We start from the raw sequence: 21,713 nt of genomic DNA, 5'->3' as shown, positions 1-21,713 counted from the left end.
TACTGGTTAAATTACCATCTAAATATTTGACAGGATCTGACCCGTCGCTCATACCTAATAGACTTAATGTAAAATAAATATAAATGCAATAAAACCGCATTTTAGGAGATCGCGCGTCATGTTTAATGCTACCTATGCAGCGAGTGCTCAACTGAGAGATACCGTTGCTATTGTCCTTGCGGGAGGTAAAGGCAAACGCCTGAAACACCTTACTCATAATCGAGCTAAACCTGGTATTCCTTTTGGCGGCAAATACCGAATTATAGATTTTACTCTCTCTAATTGTATTAACTCGGGCATTCGTCGTGTGGATGTTCTCACTCAATACAAAGCCTGTGACTTAGTATTTCATTTACAACGAGCTTGGGGCCATATGCGCTGGGAGCTTGGCGAATATGTAGGGATAGTGCCTGCCCAGCAGCAAAAGGGCGATGATTGGTACAAAGGTACGGCCGATGCAGTGTTTCAAAATTTAGATTTGCTACGTCGACAGGGCTGTAAACATGTATTGATTTTGGGGGGGGATCATATCTATAAAATGGACTACAGCTTAATGCTTGCAGAGCATGTCAGACGAGGAGCAGAGCTTACTGTAGCGACGATTTGCTCTGATGTTGAGCGCGCTAAATCCTTTGGCGTTTGTCAAATTAACGAGGCGCAGCGGATCACCGCTTTTGAAGAAAAACCGGCTTCGCCATTTCTCATTCCTGGAGATAATGAACACGCCTTATGTTCAATGGGGATTTATATTTTTGATATTGACGTTTTAGAGCGAATGCTGATCGCGGACGCAAACAACGATAATTCAAAACACGATTTCGGTTATGACATTATTCCTGAAGCGATACAGCATCATAACGTGTATGCCTATGTGTTTAACTCGGTTTCTGATGGTATACAGCACTATTGGAAAGATGTCGGCAACCTTGATGAATATTATCAAGCCAATATGGATTTAGTTAGCGTGAGTCCAGAGTTAAATTTATATGATGAGCGCTGGCCTATTTTTACTTGCCAAGAGCAGCTACCGGGTGCCAAGTTTGTGTTTGATGATGAAGGATGCCGAGGTGAAGCGGTCGATTCAGTGGTGTCAGCTGGTTGTATTATCTCTGGTGCTAAAGTTAAAAATTCTCTGCTATTTTCACGCGTTAGAGTAGAGAAAAGAAGCCAACTTGACGGTTGCATCTTACTGCCATCGGTCAACGTTGGTCGTGATTGTAAAATAAGGGGCGCGATATTAGCAGAAGGCTGTCAAGTACCCTCTGGGACAGTGATTGGGTATGATCCTGTACAGGATCAGAAAAAGTATTGCGTGTCAGACAAAGGTATTTTGCTTGTTACTCCTGAAATGCTGACGGGAAAGCCTGAAGCGATACATTCAAGTTCAAATAATCACTTAAGCAGCACTTGGCTTGCTTCATCACAACTTACACATTAAGTTAAGCAAACTAAAATAGGCCACCTATACTATCAAAAAGGTCAATCGACTTTAGGTGGCTTATTAATAACTTGCTGACATATCAGTAATAATTAATCATTTCCACTTTCATCTGCACTCACTTTACATCTCTGGCGTATATTTACAGTATGGAGATTGTTATCTAGCCTTGATTGAACACACCTAACGCGATTAGGTAAATGTCGCCATTGTCATTTGCATTGGTTTGGGGGGTTGTATGGAAATCTTGTTACTCTTATTAGTCTGTTTAGTCATTATTTTTGTTTTCGCACCTGTGCGTCAGGTGCTTATCTCGGGGCCAATATTCGGCTATTTTAAAAAAATCTTGCCGCCCCTTTCTGCGACCGAACAAGAAGCAATGAAAGCAGGAAGCGTATGGTGGGATGGTGAATTGTTTGCCGGTAAGCCTGACTGGCAGCGTCTACATGGCTACACGCAAGCCAAATTAACCGAACAAGAGCAACGCTTTCTCGACAACCAAGTGAATACACTGCTTGCCATGGTTGATGATTATCAAATAGTACAGCAAGACCACAAGCTACCAGAAGCTGTCTGGCAATATCTTCGTAAAGAAGGTTTCTTTGCGCTAATCATTGACCCTGAGTTTGGTGGTAAAGGTTTTTCAGCTTTAGCCAATTCAACCATTGTCAGTAAAATTGCTAGCAGAAGTTTGTCGGTAGCGGTAACGGTAATGGTGCCAAACTCTCTCGGTCCGGGTGAACTGTTAAGTCATTACGGCACCTTAGAGCAAAAAAAATACTGGCTACCAAGGCTAGCGAAAGGTGAAGAGGTGCCTTGTTTTGCGCTAACCGGCCCAAATGCGGGATCCGATGCGGGTAGCATTCCTGATAAAGGTATTATTTGCTACGGCGATTATCAAGGCGAGCAAGTTTTAGGCATAAGTTTAACCTGGGACAAGCGGTATATCACCCTTGCCCCCGTTGCCAGTGTGCTTGGTTTAGCGTTTAAATTATATGATCCTGATGGCTTGATAGGGGAAACCAAAGCCCTAGGAATTACCTGTGCTTTGATTCCGACCGACCATCCAGGTGTCATTATTGGTCAGCGTCATTACCCGATGGGGCTGGCGTTTCAAAATGGCACGACTCAAGGTCAGAATGTGTTTATCCCAATGGATTGGATCATTGGTGGTCAGCAATATGCCGGTAAAGGTTGGCGTATGTTGGTGGAGTGTTTGTCGGCAGGACGGGGGATTTCATTGCCCGCATTAGGCGCGGCGTGTGGCCATTTGTCCACGCGTATGACTGGTGCTTATGCACTTGTTAGGCACCAATTCGGCTTGCCGATTGGTAAGTTTGAAGGCGTACAAGGGAATATGGCGCGTATTGGTGCGTTTACCTATCAACTGGAGGCCGCTCGTACCTTAACGACCACAGCGCTCGACATGGGGCAGCGACCCGCTATTGTTACGGCCATTGCAAAGTACCACATGACAGAAATGGGCCGCACACTGCTCAGCGATGCAATGGATATACATGCCGGTAAGGCAATTCAATTGGGGCCGCAAAATTACTTAGGCCACGCATACTTAGGAATTCCAATAGCGATCACGGTAGAGGGCGCGAATATCTTAACGCGCAGTTTAATGATTTTTGGTCAAGGAGCCACTCGCTGTCACCCTTATGTTTTATCAGAGTTAGCCGCTGCAGCGGAGCCCGATCCACAAGTTGGTTTAGCCAAGTTTGATCAAGTGCTAATTAAGCACATTGGTTTTGCTATGGGTAATAGCTTAATGGGGGCTTGGCAAGGTTTAACTGCGGGCAAACTAATTGGCGCGCCAGTTAACAATAAAATGGCCACATACTATCGCCAGCTCACGAGAATGAGCCGAGCTCTTGCCCTAACGGCGGATGTTTCTATGTTGGTTTTAGGTGGTGATTTAAAGCGTAAGGAAATGATTTCGGCTCGTTTAGGTGATGTGCTAAGTCATTTATATTTGGCTTCTGCTAGCCTGAAATGGTTTCATGACCGTGGCTCGCCTAGTAGCGATATCCCTTTTGTTCACTACAACATACAATATAATTTGTATCAAATTGGTCAGGCATTTGATGGCTTTTTTGACAATTTTAGTCAGCCTTGGATCAGTCGTGTTTTAAAAACAGTGCTGTTTCCTTGGGGCATTAATTATCGTTTGCCATCGGATCAACTTGCTCAAGAGATATGCCAGACCATGATGTCGGATTGTGAACTGCGTGACGCTATAACGCATTTGTGTTACATCGGTGATGACGAAAATGATGCGACAGGCATTGTCGAGCGAAGCTTTAAAGCCCGCTTGGCGGCACTAGATGCAGAGCGTAAACTTATTAAGGCTATTAAAGATAAAACCATCGCTGGTGAGACCATGGCGGACAACATTGCGCAAGGCCTAGCGTTAGGGATTATTAATGCGCACGAGTTCGAATTGTTAGTCACCTCTCTGGCTTTAATAGATAAAGCTGTCGCGGTTGATGTGTTTGATAAGCTGTAATTTGTATAGCAAATATAACCACGAAAATATGATATACAAAAAGCCCACTTAACTAAAAATTAAGTGGGCTAGCAGTAGGTTAGCTTAATTCAGTATTATTCGACCGTTAAAATTTTGCAGGTATTGGTACAGCCTTTGTTGTACAGATCACCATGGGTGAATAACACTTGATCGCCTGTATCTAAGTATCCCTCGGCTTTTAATTTATCTATGGCTTGTTTATTTATCTCTATACTGGCCACCGTGTCGCCGCTACAAAATTCTATTGGCGTTACCCCGCGGTACAAAGCACATAAACTGAGTGTTTTTTGATTGCGTGATAGGGCGTAAATCGGTAAGCCGGAGCTGATTCGTGACATTAAACGTGGCGTAGAGCCTGATTCAGTTAATGCGACAATCGCTTTAACCCCTTTCATGTGGTTCGCAGCATACATGGTCGACATCGCAATCGTCTCTTCAATGGAAGAAAAGGTATAATTCATGCGATGATTCGACACATTGATACTGGGGTGCGCTTCGGCGCCAATACACACCTCAGCCATGGCTTTCACCGTTTCTACAGGAAAGTCTCCCGCCGCTGTTTCACCTGACAACATGACCGCATCCGTGCCATCTAATACTGCGTTTGCGACGTCCATCACTTCGGCACGGGTTGGCATGGGGGCGCTGATCATTGACTCCATCATTTGTGTTGCGGTGATCACCACACGGTTTAATTTACGCGTCATGCGGATCATTTTTTTCTGCACACCCACTAGGTTCGCATCACCAATTTCAACCCCTAAATCACCACGAGCAACCATCACAGCGTCAGAGGCCATGATAATGTCTTCTAGAGCTTCATCGGTAGCAACGGCTTCTGCGCGCTCAACCTTGGCGACCAGTTTGGCGTTACAACCCGCTTCTTTAGCCAGTTGGCGGGCATAGCGCATGTCTTCACCATTACGTGGAAACGAAACGGCTAAGTAATCAACATCAATCAACGCCGCGGTTTTAATGTCTAGTTTGTCTTTTTCAGTCAAGGCTGCAGCGCTTAATCCACCACCTTTTTTATTAATGCCTTTATTATTTGATAAAGCACCACCAATGGTTACTTTAGTGTTAACACAGTTACCGTTAACACTTTCTACTTGCAACTGCACACGGCCATCATCAAGGAGTAAGATATCACCTGGTACCACGTCTTTAGGCAGTTCTTTATAATCCAAGCCAACCTTTTCTTGGTTGCCTTCACCTTTAGGGAAGTCGCTATCTAAACAAAATAAGTCGCCTACTGCTAAGTTAATCTTTTTGTCTTTGAAGGTCGAAATACGAATTTTAGGGCCTTGCAAGTCGCCCAAAATTGCCACTTGTTTTTGATACTTTTTCGCAATATCACGCACTTCTTGTGCGCGTTTAACATGGTCTTCTGGACTGCCATGGGAAAAGTTCATTCGCACCACATTTGCACCAGCGGCAATAATCTTTTCTAAATTATTATCTCTGTCGGTTGCTGGGCCAAGGGTGGTAACAATTTTGGTACGTCTGGTCATGTTATAACTCCATGTTTTAAACTTAGGCTACGCCAGCTTGCTGGGTAGCAAATGACAAATAGAAAGCAAAAAAAAGGGCTCATCAGAGCCCTTAGTTAAAACTTGGTTTTTCAAAGCGAGAGTCTTTAATGCTCTCTTTTACTTTTTTCAAGTTCTCTCTGAACTTAATACCACGGCGCAGGGTGAAGCCGGTCGCTAATACATCCACCAGTACTAACTGGGCTAGGCGTGATGCCATTGGCATATATATATCGGTGTCCTCGGGGACATCCATCGATAACACTAGGTTTGATTCTCGTGCTAGGGGAGAGTCTTTCGCTGTTAAGCTGATCACCGTCGCATCGTTTTCACGGGCCAAACTGGCTATTTCTACCAATGATTTGGTGCGACCAGTATGAGAAATCAACACTATTACATCGCCCTCACCACTATTAATACAGCTCATGCGTTGCATTAATATATCATCAAAGCACTGCACGGGAATGTTAAAGCGAAAAAACTTGTTCAGTGCATCATGGGCGACAGAAGAGGAAGCACCCAAACCAAAAAAAGAAATCTTATTTGCCTGAGTTAATACGTCAACCGCTCGATTCACCGTTGCAATGTCTAAAGAATTTTTTGCTGCGTCTAAACAGGCCATCGAGGATTCAAAAATTTTCGATGTATAAGCATCTGGGCCATCATCTTCATCAACATGACGGTTTACGTAAGGCGTGCCATTAGCCAAGCTTTGCGCTAAATGTAATTTAAAATCAGGGAAACCTTTGGTGTCTAAACGGCGACAAAAACGGTTTACAGTTGGTTCACTGACGTCTGCCATCTTAGCTAAAGCAGCAATACTTGAGTGAATGGCGGTTTGAGGCGATGCCAAGATCACTTCAGCAACTTTGCGTTCAGATTTACTGAAGCTATCGAGACTTTTTTGGATCTTTTCGAGTGTATTCATTGCTCTGTTACCTGCTGCTACCATACTAACTTGAATCAGCGGATACGCTGTACAAGTACTTAAAGTTTATTGCCCAACTATACTGAAAAGGTGCTCTTAATACGTTTCTTATCTCGCAAAACTATGATACGAGTCTAAAAAAATTTCAGAAATACTGTAATAAGGCTACAGATTACAGTAATAGAAACCATTTTTGCCACTTAAAATGTTGTTTTGTTACAAAAACAAGGGGTCATTGTTGTCAAATTTTGCATAATTACTAGATTTGAGCCCAGTATTTAGACGTTTAAGTGTATTTCGATCTTTGGTTTGTTAACGATCGAAAGTGTTGTAACTTTATAACTAATTTAGTTGGGTAAAATTGATATCACACCGTATTTAGTGATGAAAATTGATAAAAAAACCAGCCGAAGCTGGTTTTTTATATACACCTTGCTGTTTTAAAGCATGACGAGTTAGCTGGTAAGCTTGCCTAACACGGCTTCAATGCCTTGATGGGTGCTGATTGGTAACAGATCTTTTAGCTGCGACAGTTTATTGGTTAATGTTGCTTTATCTGTTGCGCTAACATTAATATGACCCATTTTTCGCCCTGGCTTATTTTCTTTATTATACCAATGGACGCCAACACTCGGCAGGGCGAGTACTTGGTTATTGACCTGAGCTTCACCTAATAGGTTCACCATCAGGCTAGGCTGAATAAGCTGAGTATCACCTAATGGTAAACCGCACACTGCGCGAATGTGATTTTCAAACTGACTGGAATAGCAGCCTTGTTGCGTCCAATGACCAGAGTTATGTACGCGTGGTGCTATCTCGTTAACCAACAGTTCACCATTTAAATCAAAAAATTCAACGGCTAGTACGCCTACATAATCGAGAGCTTGGGCAATGGCAGTAAACATTTGATCAGCTTGTTGCTGCAATACGTCGTTCTCACCTAGGGCGAGGGAAACACTTAGTACACCGTTTTCGTGATGATTTTCCGTTAGCGGGTAGGTTTTTATTTCACCTTGAGCATTACGCGCGCCGATCATCGATACTTCACGTTGAAAAGGAACGAATTGCTCGGCAACGATTGCTTGGCTGGCATCACTGCTGGATAAAACCGAAGCCATTTGCTGCCAGATCCCTTGGGCTTGACTGGCTTCTTTTAAACGCCATTGACCTTTGCCGTCGTAACCTTCTTTAGCGGTTTTAAATACGATGGGTAAGCCGAGCGTTTTGATTGCTTGATTAAAGCTTGCTTCATCGCTGACAAGATGATGCTTAGCATTGTTCACTTTAGCTTGGCCTAGTAAAGCTTTTTCAACTCGGCGATCGCCGCCTGCTTGAATGGCATTGGCACCGGGCTTTAATTTACCGCTTTGCTGCGCTAAAGATAAAATTGGCGCAGGAATATGTTCAAACTCAGCCGTGATCACGTCCACTTCGTTGATGGCATCAGCGTAAGACATATTCATCGGTAATTGAGTGATCGGGTGAACCACTAAGTCTTGATTCACATCATAGGCTAGGGTACGAATGTTAAGTGGCTCTGCAGCCAAACACATCATACGTGCAAGTTGGCCTGAACCTAATACTAAGACTTTCATTTTAGTCCTCAGATGGATCTGGGTTAGCTAATACTGTCTCGGTTTGGTTTTTCCTAAAGGTATCGATTTTGCTCATTAGCTCAGCATCGCTAGTCGCGAGAATTTGGGCCGCCAATAAGCCTGCGTTTGCAGCGCCAGGATCGCCAATAGCGAGGGTGCCGACAGCAACGCCTTTGGGCATTTGTGCAATTGAAAGTAATGAATCTACGCCATTAAGGGCTTTAGACTTAACGGGTACGCCCAGTACCGGCAAGCTAGTAAATGCAGCAGCCATACCAGGTAAGTGAGCAGCACCTCCTGCGCCAGCGATAATTACTTTTAGGCCGCGAGAAGCAGCAGCGCCAGCATAATCAGCCAGAAGCTGCGGAGTACGGTGTGCCGAAACGACTTTGGTTTCATAGGCTATGCCGAAATGATCTAGCATATCTGCTGCGTTTTTCATTGTAGGCCAATCTGATTTAGACCCCATGATGATGCCAACTTTCATGTTACTTCCTTCCAACCTTGTTACATCCAAAACCACCTAAAACCAACTATTTTTGAACCTGAGCCAAAGGCATCAGGTTTAATTATTGGTCAGGTGGGAAAATTGCGGCCATTAATACTACAATGGCTCATCAATAGTCAAATATAAGCCACGATTTTAGTATTGGTTAAATGGGCTAAATATCATTTAAAACAAATCATTAGCTTTGTTAAAAATATTTTTCCACTAATAGATGCCTATATCTGTAGGTTTTTGAATAAACTTTAGTCATAAAAAGAAAATTGACGATAGAATAACTTTTATTTTTACTAAGGCGCAGCCATGACCTTATCTCTTAAAGTATTACCTGTTGGCGTATTTTTGGTGGCGATGGTGATCGCTAAATTAGTATCACTTTGGTTACCTATTGCTAGCTTACCGGCACTGGTGTCTATGTTGGGGGGAGGTGTAACGTTAATCATCGGGTTGATATTTGGTCTGGCTGGGGTGCAATTATTTCGCCGCTCAGACACAACCGTTAACCCGATGCACCCAGAGCAGGCGACAAAGTTAGTCACAACGGGGGTTTATCAATACAGTCGTAACCCTATGTACTTAGGTTTATTGGCCTGTTTGCTTACTTGGGCTTTTTATTTACAAACCCTCAGCGGTTTTTTTGCCGCACCCTTATTTGTGCTGTACATGAACCAGTTTCAGATAAAACCCGAGGAAATGGCTCTTACACGACTATTTGGTGATGAGTTTACCCAATACTGCCAACGCGTTCGGCGCTGGCTTTAATGATAGTAAGCACGTTAAAATAGTGCTTTATTCTCTTTAAGGAAAGATAGTGATTCAAGAGCAAATTACCGCCAAATTAACCGAAGCCTTTACCCCTGTGGTACTTGAAGTGGAAAATGAAAGTCACAAGCATCGCTCCGATCACGGCGCTGAAAGTCATTTTCGCGTGGTGTTAGTGAGTGAAGCATTTACAGGCTTACGTTTAATTGCTCGCCATCGCGCCATCAATGAATTACTCGCGCACGAGTTGGCTAATGACATTCACGCCTTAGCGCTACATACATTTACCCCACAAGAGTGGGAAGCAAAAGGCCAACAAGCCAACCGTTCACCTGCTTGTCGTTAATGACATCTGCGATGCAATTGCAGCCTAGCCCTGTTCAAACAATTCATTTTGCTGGGCACTCTATTTGGTTAAAGCGCGACGATCTGCTCCATCCTGATTTTTCAGGTAACAAGGCGCGCAAATTTGCCTACCTTTTAGCGCAAACAGACCTGGCAGGTAAAACACTGATTGGTAATGGTTCAGCGCAAGCTAATTCACTATTAAGTTTGGCGGCACTGGCCAAGCTTAAAGGAGCAAAGCTTGACTATTATGTGCAACACTTACCGCAGTTTTTACAATTATCCCCCAGTGGTAATTATGCGCATGCTCTGTCCCTTGGCGCGAATATCATTTGCTTACCGCCGCATGTAAAAGGCGCACAAGTAGAGCCGTATTTGCAGCAATGGCAGCAGCAACATCAACCTAATGCTGTGCTTATCGCTGAGGGGGGCCGGATGCAAGAAGCGGAGTGGGGCATTGCGCAATTGGCACAAGAAATCATGGCGTGGGCACACCAACAGGGCATAAAGCAACTCAATCTTGTACTCCCCTCAGGCACGGGCACCACGGCGCTATTTTTACAAAAACACTTACCGTTTAATGTGGTGACTTGTCCTTGTGTCGGCGACCGTGATTATTTGCAGCAGCAGTTTTCAGCCCTCGCGCCTCATTTAGATCGCTACCCTGAGATTATCGTGCCCGTTAAGAAACATCACTTTGGTAAACTTTACGTTGAATTTATTTCCATATGGCAACAACTGGTAGGGCAAACTAAAGTGGAATTTGAGCTGTTATATGACCCCCTCGCCTGGCTTTATGTGGTGCCTGAGTTGATTAAACGTGAGCCGAAGGTTCCCATGCTATACCTGCATCAAGGCGGCGTATTAGGTAACATCAGCATGTTGGCGCGTTATCAGCGTAAATTTCCCGCGTTATTTATCTAAGGTTCTTTGTATTAAACGAGTGTTTTATTTGCAGTCGTGGCTTTATCCCCCTAAAATTCGCTTTTTCTCTCTCGGAGTCAGGTGATGAGTAACCCAGCAAGTGAGCCAAAACGGCTAAATAAATACATTAGTGAAACGGGATACTGCTCGCGCCGCGAAGCCGATAAGTTAATCGAAGCCGGTAAAGTTAACGTTAACGGCAGTGTGGCTGGTGTGGGCGTTAAAGTAACCGAGCAAGATACCGTGCTGGTTAACGGCAAACCAGTCAAGCCGAAACAAAAAGCGGTTTACTTAGCCTATTACAAGCCAGAAGGCATTACTTGTACCACTGAGCGTCACGTTCATGGCAATGTGATTGATGCCATTAATCATCCGCTGCGTATTTTCCCTATTGGTCGCTTGGATAAACCATCAGAAGGGTTGATTTTTTTAACCAGTGATGGCGATATTGTAAATAAAATCTTACGCGCTGGTAATCAACATGAAAAAGAATACGTGGTCACTGTTGATAAGCCGATCACCGATGAATTTTTGCGTCGTATGGCGCAAGGGGTGCCGATCCTCGGTACTATTACCCAACGTTGTACGGTGAAAAAGAAAAGCCAATTTATTTTTCACATTACTCTAACCCAAGGTTTGAACCAGCAAATTCGTCGTATGTGTGGATATTTAGGTTACAACGTCACTAAGTTAAAACGCATTCGTATTATGAATGTGACGTTAGAAAACATCCGTAAAGGGGAATGGCGTGAGTTGACCGACAGCGAAATGCAAGATATTACCGCTATGCTAGCGGGCTCCAGCAAGACCGAAGATGCTTCGACTAAAGTGTCACAGGCTCAGCAAGAAAAAGCGGCGAAATTGGGGACAGTTAAAATTGGTCACAAGCGTCATTTCTCGACACGCGGCGTTGATTCAATTAAGCGTCAAGATGCATTGGGTAGTCAATATAGTAGCGAACAGCGCAATGCCAATAGTCAACGCAGCAATGAGCAAAAGCGCGCTCAAGGATCGAGCGATAGCAAGAATCCTTACGCGGGTTTTAAAAGCAAAAACCATAAAAAGTAATCTATCTATGTGACCGCACCTGCTGTGCGGTCATCGGCCATTGCAATAACTAGCATTTGAAAAATTACCACATTACATGGCTCATAAATCGCTTAACCTGGCTATTGATTTAGACTCGGTTGCACGAATTTTTTGAATAAAAATGCAGCGGTCGCTAAGTCGATTTCTAAATCAAATACTTCTTTCATCACCGTATTCAGTTGCTCTTTGCTAGCGATGGTATGCTCTGTTACGGTGCCATTATCGGTACGCTGCCAAGTGCCATTGCGCAACGATTCGGTTTGGTTATCCGACTTTTTCGCTATTACTAAATTATTCACAAATGCAGCATCAGGCGATTTATGGGAGTAAAAATGCGCTGGCGTGCATTCCGCTTCCGAATAATGATGTAAGTTAAAGGTATAAAGAGTGAAAAAATCGCCGTCTTTGTATACTTGTAAGCCTAATTCGCCGCGCTCAACATTTACTATTCTAAATTGCTCATTACCTTGTTGTTGTACTTCAGGGGTTGATATTTTGACGGGATGGCGTGGACCAAGTGGACCAAACCCTACATCTAATAAGTAATCATCGCCATCAAGGGTCACTAAACTAATGCGATGGGTGCGGGGCACGTCAGTATCTCGGTTATAGACTACTTTAGCCAGTAGTAAACGTGCATCAAAGCCCAGTTCTGATAAAACATGTAACGCCAATTTATTATGTTCAAAACAATAGCCACCGCGGCGGCGAGTAACAATTTTATTGTGCAGATGCGTCACATCTAATGGCATTTCCTGCGCCAATACTACTGATAGGCTATTAAAGGTGTAATGAGTAAGGTGCGCGCGATTCAGACGCTGTAAAAATTCTAAATCTAAGGTAGCGGGGCGCAAGCCTAAATCATCGACGTAATCATTAGCTATATCCGAGAGTGTCATTATGTTTCCTTCATTCGAGACATTGATATAACACTGATGATAATGCGGCTCACTCGACTTGTAATCAACCTATGTTGAGAAAGACAATTAATGATAGGGAGGCCGCGTATAGCGGCTTTCGCTTAGTAAAACCCAAGCAGCAATCTATCTTTGTTCGTTAATAAACGATGAAGCCATGGATGAGAAATACTTTAGTTAAGGTTTCAGCTAGCCTTGTTGTTACTAGCTTGTTTATTTTTGCAATCCGTCAGTACGACTTCGAGCGCCGCCACAGCTGTGTTCATATCTATTTGGTTTTCTTCCAGTAACTGAATCAGATCAACGGCTAATTGAATATGTTTTGGGGCATTGGTTAAGCTCATGGTACTTCCTTTGAAATTTGATTCTCTTGCTTTAGCCATTGGATAAAATGTGTCTGTTTTTCTGTATTCGCACTTTGGTAAAGAAGCTTAAGTTGGTTCAAAATACGTTGTTGATCAGGTTGTTGTTGGCCTTTTTTGATTTCATCAAGCAGCGCGATGTTAGGGCCATTTTGCCAGCCAAAACGTGGCGTTAAAATCGTGTCAAAGGCAATCTCTGTGCCTTTAATCATGTCCACTAAACTAAATTCAGGTGTTTGGGCAAAACTGCGCGCCTCCTCTACCGTTCTCGGCTTGCTGGCCAGTATGCGCAATTGTTGCTCTGGCTTGGCAAAAAAATATAAAACAATAGGCACAGAGATAAAGGCGCTATCGGCTTCACCATCAAAGGCTTGTTGGTATTGTAAAACCAATTGTTGCCTGCCAGCAGATAGTTGCAATGGCGCTTTATTATAAAAGGTTAGCTGAGTTTTTTCGCCGTTGTGATAGAGCAATTTAAACATCGAAGGAATCTGAATTTGGCTACCTGCAAAGACGCCTGTACTGCTCAGTAAACAGATCAGGTAGGTGAAAAAACGCAATGTCATGATCTAAAAATTCCCAATAAAGGCGCTAGAGCTCTCGAATTCTCTAATCGCCAATTCAACAGCAAAGGTAGCTGTTTTACAGCGTTCGAGTCTTTCTTCTAAGGTTTTGGTAGCCTGTTGAGCACTGCGTTTTTCTGCGCCAATGAGTCTTGCTCCTTGCTGTTTACTATGTGCCAACATTTGCTCTAATCGTCGTTCGTATTCATATTGTTTTTGCAGTTTTTGGTAGAGTTTTTTTTCTTCAGGTGCGGGGTGATGACTAAACAGCTGCCCGTTACCTTTTTGCGCTTGAGCGACTAACTTTAATAATCCAGCAAACTGATCAGCTAGCGCTTCACATCGATGTGCTATCAACTGGTTTGACACTCCTTCGGTTAATGCTTGTTCAAGATCTTTGAGCCTTTGCCCGACCTGATTGCAATAGCCCGTTAAACTTTTTTCTGGCTTGGCAAACAAGCTTTTATTGAAATGAAAGTTTTCCCGCTGCTGCGCTGTTAATTGGTTATCTAAAGTTTGGCACTGCTGGGTCAGTTGTGCTAAACGGGCTGACAGTTGTGAAATATCTACCATGCTTCAATTGCCAATTTAATTGCCATTACAATCACCACACAAACAAAAATAGGGCGGATAAACTTGCCGCCAAAGCGGATCGCAGAATGTGCGCCTAAATATGCGCCTATCATTAAACACGCCCCCATGCTCAGTCCTAGCATCCAATTAATGTGGCCAAGCATGATGAACGTAATTAAAGACAAGAAATTGCTAGTAAAGTTCATTGACTTGGCTAAGCCAGACGACAATAAAATATTAACTTTATAAAGAGCCATACTCGATACGGTCCAAAAAGCCCCCGTGCCGGGGCCGGCTATACCATCGTAGAAACCTAAAATACTGCCTTGGAGCCATTGTTTCTTTGCTAGTTTGGGGTCATTTTTTGGCAGTGAGTGACTTTTCTCACTAGGGAATTGACTAAATATGGTGTAGATAGCAGTGGCCAGTATGACCAAAGGCAGAGCTTTCTCTAATAATTCAGTACTCACAAAGTTAACGGCTAAGGTGCCACTGATTGCGCCGATCCCTGTCGCTAAAAAGGATTTGCGCCAGAATGCGGGGTTAAATAACTGCTTTTTATAATAAGTCCATGCTGCGGTGGACGAGGCAAAGGTTGCAGCTAATTTGTTTGTGCCAAGGGCGACATGAGGCGGTAATCCAGCACTTAATAGGGCAGGGATGGTCAGCATACCACCACCACCGACGACCGCGTCAATAAAACCAGCAATCAGACCAACACCGCATAACAGCAGCAACAAGCTTGGTTCAACGGGCAAAGCAAAACTAAGTTCAAACATTAATATTGAATATCTCTCTTAAATGGCGGCAGGGCATCAAGCAACCCTTTACCGTAGCGACGGGTAACTAAGCGACGATCTAAAATCGTTATTTTGCCCCAGTCGTTCTCTTTTCTCACTAATCGTCCACAGGACTGGATCAGTTTTTTACTGGCTTCAGGTATGGTGATTTGTAAAAAAGCATTACCGCCTTTACTTTCAATCCATTCTGCGTGCGCTTCTTCTACGGGCGAGGTGGGCACCGCAAAAGGCAGTTTAGTAATAATGAGGTTAGTTAGATAGTGCCCCGGTAAGTCTAACCCTTCCGATAGGCTGCCGGTACCAAACATAATGGCCGTTTCGCCTTTATCACAACGGCTTTTGTATTGTTCGAGCATTTGAGAGCGCGACAATTCACCTTGTAACAACAGCGGCACTTTAACTTTGCCCTTAATTTTTTCAGCCACTAGCCGCATCTGCCAGTACGAAGCAAATAACACTAAGTTGCCTTGCTTTTCTGCTAACAGCGCCGGAATCAACTCACATAATTCTTTATCATAGGCGTCATTGCCGGGCTCGTGTTGCATGGGCGGGATTTGTAAGGTGATTTTGTCGTAATCAAAGGGAGAGCGCAGTCGCAAGTACTGGGTGCCATCTTGCTCTTTTAAGCCACTTTGATGGCGAAAAAAATCAAAGCTGTTTAAAGCGGTTAAGGTTGCTGAGCATAAAAATACACCCGCAGCGCGTGACCACAGTTGATTTTCCAGTAATCCTCCCACTTCAATGGGAGAGGCGGCGAGCATGATGTCTGCATCGGCTTGCTCTAACCGTTTGGCCCAGCAAGCGAGGGGGGCGTGTTTCCCCGTAGGCTCTTTGGCGAGCATAAACCAAAGTTGAAAAAAGTTTTCTAAACGTTGCACATTACTGCCAACGTCGGCCATCAATGGCTCGGCAACCTTTGTTTTGATGTCGCCGTCTTTAAGTTGCTCGGCGATGATACTGAGTAACTTATTAAGTGCTTTTAAACACGTTTTAGTTTCATCGCGGATGGCGCAGGCATGTACCGTGAGGGGCTCGGGTAATTCGCCCATGGCAAAACGGTAGGTTGACTCATTTTGAAATAGACTGGTATTTGCATTAAAAAAACTGGCAACATGGCCAAGCTCTTGTTTAATGCTGAGCGCACTACTTACCATTTCACTGCCCGGCGCCATGGTCGATTGGCCACTGATTTGTTGCGCTACTTTTCGGTTAAGGAGCTCTAGCTTGCCGAGCCAGTTAATACTGGCATTAATGGCGATATTGGCGCTGGCGAAGTCGCGCGCGATACTGGGCAAGTGGTGCGCTTCGTCCATCACATAAAAGCAGCTATCTGGGTCGGGTAAGATGATGCCACCACCGAGTTCGGTATCTGCTAATAACAGCGCGTGGTTGACGACTAATACGTCAGCTTTTTCTAGCTCGTCACGCGCGCGGTGAAACGGGCATTGGTGGTGATGAGACAAGGCGCGGCTGCAACTGTGTTTGTCGGCTATGATTTGTTGCCAAACATTATCAGCAATTGGCATCGGCCAAGTGTCACGGTCTCCTTGCCATTTACCTTCTTGGTAGGCCTTAAATAGTCGCTTAATTAAATCAATATCAGACTTTTTGGGTTTTTCATCCCAAAGAGCCTGTTGTCCATCTTGTGGGTCGGCATGCTCGCGTAATTTGTGCTCGCAGCAATAGCGGCCACGCCCTTTGACTAAGGTGAAAGTGAATTTTAGGCTGCTATGTTGCAAAAAAAACGGTAAATCTTTGTTGATGAGCTGTTCTTGCAACGTCACTGTCGCGGTGGAAATAACCAATTTTTTGTTTTGGTTTTGCGCCACGGCTAAACCGCCGAGTAGATAGGCTAAAGACTTACCAATACCTGTGCCGGCCTCAGCCACCAAAATCCGACGTTGTGGGTCGTATTCACCGGCCAAGGTTTTTGCGATTTCGGCGACCAAGTAGTTTTGCTCTTTACGTACCTGATAGTCGGGCAAAGATTGGCTGATTGCCTGATAGGTCTCACGAATGAGCTGTTTTACTTGTGGTTTTAGCATGGCGAAATCGATAAATAAATGAGGCGTGATTGTAACAACTTATCTGGTTTTGCCCAAGGATGTTCGAATAGCAATCGTTAAAACCCTGTTGTATGGCAGCAAATTTAGCAAATAAAGCAAGGAGTTAATGTTTATGTTGTAAATAGAGTTCAACTTTACATTTACTAAGGTGTTTAATTTTTAAGCGTTTAAAAATTTTTTTAGTTCAATATATTATTGTAAATAAAAAATCATATTGTTAATCTGCTAGCCGCAGCGTGATGTGGTGAGAGAGTAACAGATAGGATGATTTAATTTCTTATTTATCAGTTAGCTGGATAACGTTTAAGAAATGGAAACCGATTGCTTCGAAGCGAGTGGCATAAAGAGGTATTAAGCTTTTAAGTTGGACTTTAATATCATGCTTACCTCTATTATCAGGTGTTTATGTTGCTATTCCTGTGTTGACCAGTTTTTATTTGTTTGTAATGATGCGCCCCGCAACGGAAGCACTGCACTTAAAACGGACAATCAAATCGAGGATGTTAACTCGATGGCATTCAATAAATATACAGGCAGTGAAATAATGAAAAAAACAATTCTTGCAGCACTAGTACCCGCCCTTCTTGCAACGGGTGCAGCCAACGCAGCTGAAATCTACAAAGCAGAAGATGGCTCAGTACTTAATATGTACGGCCGTGTTGAAGCTAACTTCGTAAACAAAGATGATGTTAATGGCGATAGCGAAACTGAAGGTTCAGTATACGCGCGCTTAGGCTTTAATGGTCGTCAAGTTGTTAACGAAAACATGGCTGTTATCGGCCAAGCGCAATATCAATTAAGCCAAGAGCCAGGTTCTTCTGATACTAGCTGGAATGCTCGTTACGTGTGGGCTGGTTTAGACATGGCTGACGCCGGTCGCGTTGAAGCGGGTCGCGTTGCATCAGGTCTTATCATGTTTACGGACATTGGTGATATTTTCTACGCCGGCGGTGACGTGGTTGCGGGTGCTAATGTAAACACTGTGGATTCTGGTGCGGCATTGGTATTTCGCCAAGACGGTACTTTCCAATACCGTAATAGCTTTGGTGATTTAGATTTTTCAGCGGCTTACATTACAAATAGTTCAATTGACTACGGTTTCAACACCGCCGCGCGTTACAACATTGAGCTAGGCGATATGGGTATGTTAGTACCTGTTGCTATGTACCAATTCAATAAAGCCGATGCTCAGCCAAAAGCCGTTTCTTCAGTGAAGGAATATCAAACTTATGGTGTGGGTGCGCAATACTTCTTAGGTGATTTCTACGCAGGTGCAACTTATGTAGAAGAAAAATTTGATGCCTTTGCGGGTGGCAATGATAAAACGAAAGGGACCGATGCCGTTGTGGCTTATGACTTTGGCCAGTTTGTAGCACGCGCAGGTTACCGTTACCAAGATCTTAAAGATGCACCTTCGTCAGACAAGAAGATCCAAGATCGTTGGACCATTGAAGGCCAATACAAGCTAACGGCACAATCTTCAATTTTTGCTAACTACAGCTACAACAATGGTCATGGCCAAACAGGCAGCGCGCTGCTTAATGGGTCGGGACTAACCAAGAAAGAAGGCGGCGTGGCTTCTGTAGGTCTACGTTACGAGTGGTAATCACTGGTAACTAATATTATACGTTAAGCCAGCCTAGAGCTGGCTTTTGTGTTTTTCTACTTTGTGGGTTGGGATTAATCTTGATGAAACGATTAAATCAGGCGATGGCATTTATTGTTATAAGCTGTAGCGCATTTATAGCCTCTGCTACCGAGTTAAATGTGCCGAATATGTACGAAATTTTGGTGGTTAATGGTCAAGAATCGGGTAATGTATTTTTTAAAAATGATCGCAGTATTACCTTAGCCGATGAAGGGAAGCAGCAAGTCGTGCTGCGTTTTGCTGCGCCGCGTGGTGTGGTGAATACAGAAGATATGCGTGGCATTGCTAAATCTCAACCCATAGTGTTGACGTTTTCGACAGATGGTTTAAGTCATATTCGTGTTGAAAAGCCGCATTTATATACCGCCAAATCCGTTGATAAATACGCTAAAAATCCGGTATTTACTCTGGTTGACCAAGATGGGAAATCCGTGCCATTGGTGCAAGACGAGCTGTTCAAAGAAGGCGTGCAACTAACGCGTGATTTTGAGCAAGAAGTACAAGCTTATAATCAAAGCAAAGGGGTTGCTGCGTTGGTCATGAGTGAAACCGTTATTGGGCTTCCTAAGGCGTCAACTCTGGCAGAGTCCTCACAAGTCGAATCAACCACAACATCCTCAATGTCGTCATCTGCTACGGCAACAAGCTCAGCATTTGAAATGACACAACAAACATTTTCTCAACTTACGGATACTGAGAAAAAAGCCTTTTTACAATGGGCGTTAGAGCAAATGTAATTGTGTATCGGCGTTGGCAGTAAGCGGTGGGAATGAGCGTGTCCGTTGACCGTCACTCGCTGATTCATCCTTGAATTAACGGCTTGCTTAATGAATTGAGAAATAGGATTGAGCCTGTACCCGTACCCGCAGACCTTAACTGCATAAAATAAAGGGGAACAGTTGCAGCGTTGCTAAAGCGCGATGAAGCCTTTTTTGCGTTTTTCAAACTTAGTTTTACAGCTTAAGCAGCGTTGTTCGGTGGGATCGCTGCTTAATAATTCAGGCTCAATAGCCTCTTCGCAATCTGAACAAACACCATAAAGACCGAATTCAATTTGGCAAAGAGCCGCATCAATGCGCTTAATACAGCGAACTTTTTCGCTTATTTGTGGCATGTCTAACCGCACCACGGCTTCAATAAAATCACTATTACTCAGCTTCAATAATTGCGATGCTGCTAGCTGGTGGCTCGATTGTTGCGCATTGTTTAATATCGCTAAAACTTGATGTTTGTAGTCAATGAGTTGTTGTGTGAGTAAGGTTTGAAACCCCGTCACATCGGCTAATTCATGTTCTGTCATTGTTTGCTCTGGCAAATGATAATTTAGTGCTAAAGCATAGTGACCTTAGGGCTTTTTGGTGCTGATATAGGTCAAAGTTAAAATCATTTACATCAACAAATTAACTTAGATTGATTTAGATCTATACCAAAACGGATCGAAGGTGCCAAAGCGATAAGCAAGGGGTGTGTCATGGGCAGCGGCGCACCACGTAACAACGGACAGTAGAAGTGTTGCCATCACAGCAACAAGTAAGTTTCTGCAAGTGAGTGACAAAGCTGTCATAAGCCCCTAAAATTCGCGCTCTATTAAAATGAGGCAAACTATGCGTATTGTGTTGGCCCCGATGGAAGGGGTCGTTGATCCCTTAATGCGGCAGGTATTAACGGGCATTAATCAGTATGATTTATGTGTCACCGAATTTATTCGAGTGGTTGACATGCTGCTACCAAAAAAAGTGTTTTATCGCTTGTGTCCAGAATTGCATCAAGGTGGCAAAACGGATTCGGGTACCGACGTGCGGGTACAGCTGCTTGGACAATCACCGCAATGGCTGGCTGAAAACGCCTATCGTGCGGTTGAATTAGGCTCGGCAGGCGTTGATTTAAATTGCGGTTGTCCGTCTAAAACGGTAAACGGCTCTAATGGCGGCGCGGCATTATTAAAAGAGCCCGAAGTGATTTACCAAGCGGTCAAGGGGATGCGAGGGGCGGTGCCAGACAAGCCTGTCTCAGTAAAAGTACGATTAGGCTGGGAGTGTAAATTACAGCGCTTAGAAATTGCCGATGCTGCGTATCAAGGTGGCGCCAGTGAATTAACCGTACACGGGCGCACTCGAGCTGATGGTTACCGTGCGGATCGCATTGATTGGACTGCGATCAGTGACATGAACCAAGGGATTGCGATCCCTGTTATTGCTAATGGTGAAATTTGGCAACTTGACGATGCTGAGCGTTGCTTGGCTTTAAGTGGCTGTGATGATTTAATGTTAGGGCGTGGCGCCTTGGCGATGCCAAATTTATGTAATGTGATCAAATTAAAAGCCGAACCTATGCCTTGGCGAGAGGTACTGGATTTATTAATTCGTTACTCAGGGTTAGAATGCCGCGGCGATAAGCATTTGTACTTTAGTAACCGAATAAAACAGTGGCTGAAGTATGTTGTGTGTAGCTACCCTGAAGCAGATGCATTATTTTCTGATATTCGTCCATGCCGTAAAACCGATGAAATTTTGGCGATTTTAGACCGCCATCAACATCAGTGGGAGGGTTAATATAACCCTAATGCTTGATAAGCAAAGTAGTGTGCTTTGCGGCAAAAACGCTGTCACTATATTCTTGGAAACGTATTGTTTCCGTAAACATTTTCTATTTGGCTAGGCGTAAACAGAACGGAGGTTAATATAGAATGACTAAGGATATATCAAGTTGCTAAAACGGCCATTTTACTTTGTGCTAGGCAGCCTGGCTTTTGTGCTTGGGTTGATTGGTATTCCTTTGCCTGTGTTACCCACCACTCCTTTTATTTTATTAGCTGCATTTTGTTTTGCCAAAAGCTCACCGCGCTTTCATCAAGCGTTGTTAAATCATCAATGGTTTGGTCCAATGATCAAAAACTGGCAAAGGGATCGCTCAATTGCCAAAACCACTAAACGTAAAGCCTTGCTGATGATGAGTTGTGCGTTTGCTATTTCAATTTACTGGGCACCACTGTTATGGATAAAAGCAATATTAGTGGTTTGTTTTTTATGCTTGTTCTTCTGGATGCTTAGTTTAAAAGAAACTTAAGCCGCAAATTACTTGGCTATCTCTTGAAAGGGACAGGCCAAGTGAATAAGCTTACGGCTTGTTAAATTCA

Annotated in this window: 21 protein-coding genes; 10 read left to right on the top strand and 11 right to left on the bottom strand. The window is 43.8% G+C overall.

Annotated features, from left to right (window positions below):
- Nucleotides 1–118 precede the first annotated feature (118 nt).
- Nucleotides 119–1,438, top strand: coding sequence for a glucose-1-phosphate adenylyltransferase (glgC, locus tag Q4519_RS09315; RefSeq protein WP_232800503.1), 1,320 nt, complete (start codon nucleotides 119–121; stop codon nucleotides 1,436–1,438).
- Between the two features lie 238 nt (nucleotides 1,439–1,676).
- Nucleotides 1,677–3,950, top strand: a complete 2,274-nt coding sequence (locus tag Q4519_RS09310) for an acyl-CoA dehydrogenase (protein ID WP_303511760.1) — start codon at nucleotides 1,677–1,679, stop codon at nucleotides 3,948–3,950.
- A 95-nt stretch (nucleotides 3,951–4,045) separates the two neighbouring features.
- On the opposite strand, the gene pyk is transcribed toward Q4519_RS09310, so the two are convergent.
- From pyk to purE, 4 genes are all read right to left on the bottom strand, one after another.
- Complete coding sequence (gene pyk / locus Q4519_RS09305) at nucleotides 4,046–5,482, bottom strand: pyruvate kinase (protein WP_232800505.1); 1,437 nt, start codon at nucleotides 5,480–5,482, stop codon at nucleotides 4,046–4,048.
- 91 nt (nucleotides 5,483–5,573) lie between these two features.
- Nucleotides 5,574–6,428 (bottom strand): MurR/RpiR family transcriptional regulator, encoded by an 855-nt coding sequence (locus tag Q4519_RS09300; RefSeq protein WP_232800506.1) that lies wholly within the window; start codon nucleotides 6,426–6,428, stop codon nucleotides 5,574–5,576.
- A 455-nt stretch (nucleotides 6,429–6,883) separates the two neighbouring features.
- A complete protein-coding gene (locus Q4519_RS09295; RefSeq protein WP_303511757.1) occupies nucleotides 6,884–8,023 on the bottom strand; it encodes a 5-(carboxyamino)imidazole ribonucleotide synthase in 1,140 nt (379 codons plus the stop codon).
- 1 nt (nucleotide 8,024) lies between these two features.
- Entirely contained in the window at nucleotides 8,025–8,510 is a 486-nt protein-coding gene (purE, locus tag Q4519_RS09290) for a 5-(carboxyamino)imidazole ribonucleotide mutase (RefSeq protein WP_232800508.1), read from the bottom strand.
- Between the two features lie 321 nt (nucleotides 8,511–8,831).
- Between purE and Q4519_RS09285 the strand changes: the two genes are divergently transcribed.
- The 4 genes from Q4519_RS09285 to rluF all read left to right on the top strand — a co-directional run bounded on the left by Q4519_RS09285 (nucleotide 8,832) and on the right by rluF (nucleotide 11,627).
- Nucleotides 8,832–9,290, top strand: coding sequence for an isoprenylcysteine carboxylmethyltransferase family protein (locus Q4519_RS09285; protein ID WP_232800509.1), 459 nt, complete (start codon nucleotides 8,832–8,834; stop codon nucleotides 9,288–9,290).
- Between the two features lie 46 nt (nucleotides 9,291–9,336).
- Nucleotides 9,337–9,636, top strand: a complete 300-nt coding sequence (locus tag Q4519_RS09280) for a BolA family transcriptional regulator (protein WP_303511778.1) — start codon at nucleotides 9,337–9,339, stop codon at nucleotides 9,634–9,636.
- Between the two features lie 11 nt (nucleotides 9,637–9,647).
- Entirely contained in the window at nucleotides 9,648–10,559 is a 912-nt protein-coding gene (locus Q4519_RS09275) for a pyridoxal-phosphate dependent enzyme (RefSeq protein ID WP_303511754.1), read from the top strand.
- Between the two features lie 84 nt (nucleotides 10,560–10,643).
- A complete protein-coding gene (rluF, locus tag Q4519_RS09270; protein WP_303511752.1) occupies nucleotides 10,644–11,627 on the top strand; it encodes a 23S rRNA pseudouridine(2604) synthase RluF in 984 nt (327 codons plus the stop codon).
- 101 nt (nucleotides 11,628–11,728) lie between these two features.
- On the opposite strand, the gene Q4519_RS09265 is transcribed toward rluF, so the two are convergent.
- The 6 genes from Q4519_RS09265 to dinG all read right to left on the bottom strand — a co-directional run bounded on the left by Q4519_RS09265 (nucleotide 11,729) and on the right by dinG (nucleotide 16,908).
- Entirely contained in the window at nucleotides 11,729–12,547 is an 819-nt protein-coding gene (locus Q4519_RS09265) for an arylamine N-acetyltransferase (RefSeq protein WP_303511750.1), read from the bottom strand.
- Nucleotides 12,548–12,750: 203 nt separating this feature from the next.
- Nucleotides 12,751–12,909, bottom strand: a complete 159-nt coding sequence (locus Q4519_RS09260) for a YbaM family protein (RefSeq protein WP_232800513.1) — start codon at nucleotides 12,907–12,909, stop codon at nucleotides 12,751–12,753.
- A complete protein-coding gene (locus Q4519_RS09255; RefSeq protein ID WP_232800514.1) occupies nucleotides 12,906–13,493 on the bottom strand; it encodes a DUF2057 family protein in 588 nt (195 codons plus the stop codon). Before Q4519_RS09255 ends, Q4519_RS09260 begins: the two co-directional genes overlap by 4 nt.
- A 3-nt stretch (nucleotides 13,494–13,496) precedes the next feature.
- On the bottom strand, nucleotides 13,497–14,063 hold the full coding sequence (priC, locus tag Q4519_RS09250; RefSeq protein WP_232800515.1) for a primosomal replication protein PriC: 567 nt from the start codon (nucleotides 14,061–14,063) through the stop codon (nucleotides 13,497–13,499).
- The gene (locus Q4519_RS09245; protein ID WP_232800516.1) at nucleotides 14,057–14,842 is read right to left on the bottom strand and encodes a TSUP family transporter; all 786 of its coding nucleotides are present in this window, start codon (nucleotides 14,840–14,842) and stop codon (nucleotides 14,057–14,059) included. The genes priC and Q4519_RS09245 overlap by 7 nt, the downstream gene beginning before the upstream one ends.
- Nucleotides 14,842–16,908 (bottom strand): ATP-dependent DNA helicase DinG, encoded by a 2,067-nt coding sequence (gene dinG, locus Q4519_RS09240; RefSeq protein WP_303511746.1) that lies wholly within the window; start codon nucleotides 16,906–16,908, stop codon nucleotides 14,842–14,844. The genes Q4519_RS09245 and dinG overlap by 1 nt, the downstream gene beginning before the upstream one ends.
- Nucleotides 16,909–17,473: 565 nt before the next feature.
- On the opposite strand from dinG, the gene Q4519_RS09235 reads away from it, so the two are divergent.
- The gene (locus Q4519_RS09235) at nucleotides 17,474–18,535 is read left to right on the top strand and encodes a porin (RefSeq protein ID WP_232800518.1); all 1,062 of its coding nucleotides are present in this window, start codon (nucleotides 17,474–17,476) and stop codon (nucleotides 18,533–18,535) included.
- Between the two features lie 83 nt (nucleotides 18,536–18,618).
- Nucleotides 18,619–19,314 (top strand): DUF2057 domain-containing protein, encoded by a 696-nt coding sequence (locus tag Q4519_RS09230; protein ID WP_303511745.1) that lies wholly within the window; start codon nucleotides 18,619–18,621, stop codon nucleotides 19,312–19,314.
- 173 nt (nucleotides 19,315–19,487) lie between these two features.
- Here the strand turns inward: Q4519_RS09230 and Q4519_RS09225 are convergent, their stop codons facing one another.
- The gene (locus tag Q4519_RS09225) at nucleotides 19,488–19,877 is read right to left on the bottom strand and encodes a TraR/DksA C4-type zinc finger protein (protein ID WP_232800520.1); all 390 of its coding nucleotides are present in this window, start codon (nucleotides 19,875–19,877) and stop codon (nucleotides 19,488–19,490) included.
- 304 nt (nucleotides 19,878–20,181) lie between these two features.
- On the opposite strand from Q4519_RS09225, the gene dusC reads away from it, so the two are divergent.
- Nucleotides 20,182–21,129, top strand: coding sequence for a tRNA dihydrouridine(16) synthase DusC (dusC, locus tag Q4519_RS09220; RefSeq protein WP_303511742.1), 948 nt, complete (start codon nucleotides 20,182–20,184; stop codon nucleotides 21,127–21,129).
- A gap of 154 nt (nucleotides 21,130–21,283) precedes the next feature.
- Nucleotides 21,284–21,643 (top strand): YbaN family protein, encoded by a 360-nt coding sequence (locus Q4519_RS09215; RefSeq protein WP_232800522.1) that lies wholly within the window; start codon nucleotides 21,284–21,286, stop codon nucleotides 21,641–21,643.
- Nucleotides 21,644–21,713: the final 70 nt, after the last annotated feature.

The sequence above is a fragment of the Motilimonas sp. 1_MG-2023 genome (assembly GCF_030547455.1).
Classification (GTDB): domain Bacteria; phylum Pseudomonadota; class Gammaproteobacteria; order Enterobacterales; family CBDFNC01; genus Motilimonas.
Note: the sequence above shows the minus strand (reverse complement) of the source record. Positions and strands in the feature narration are given on the sequence as shown.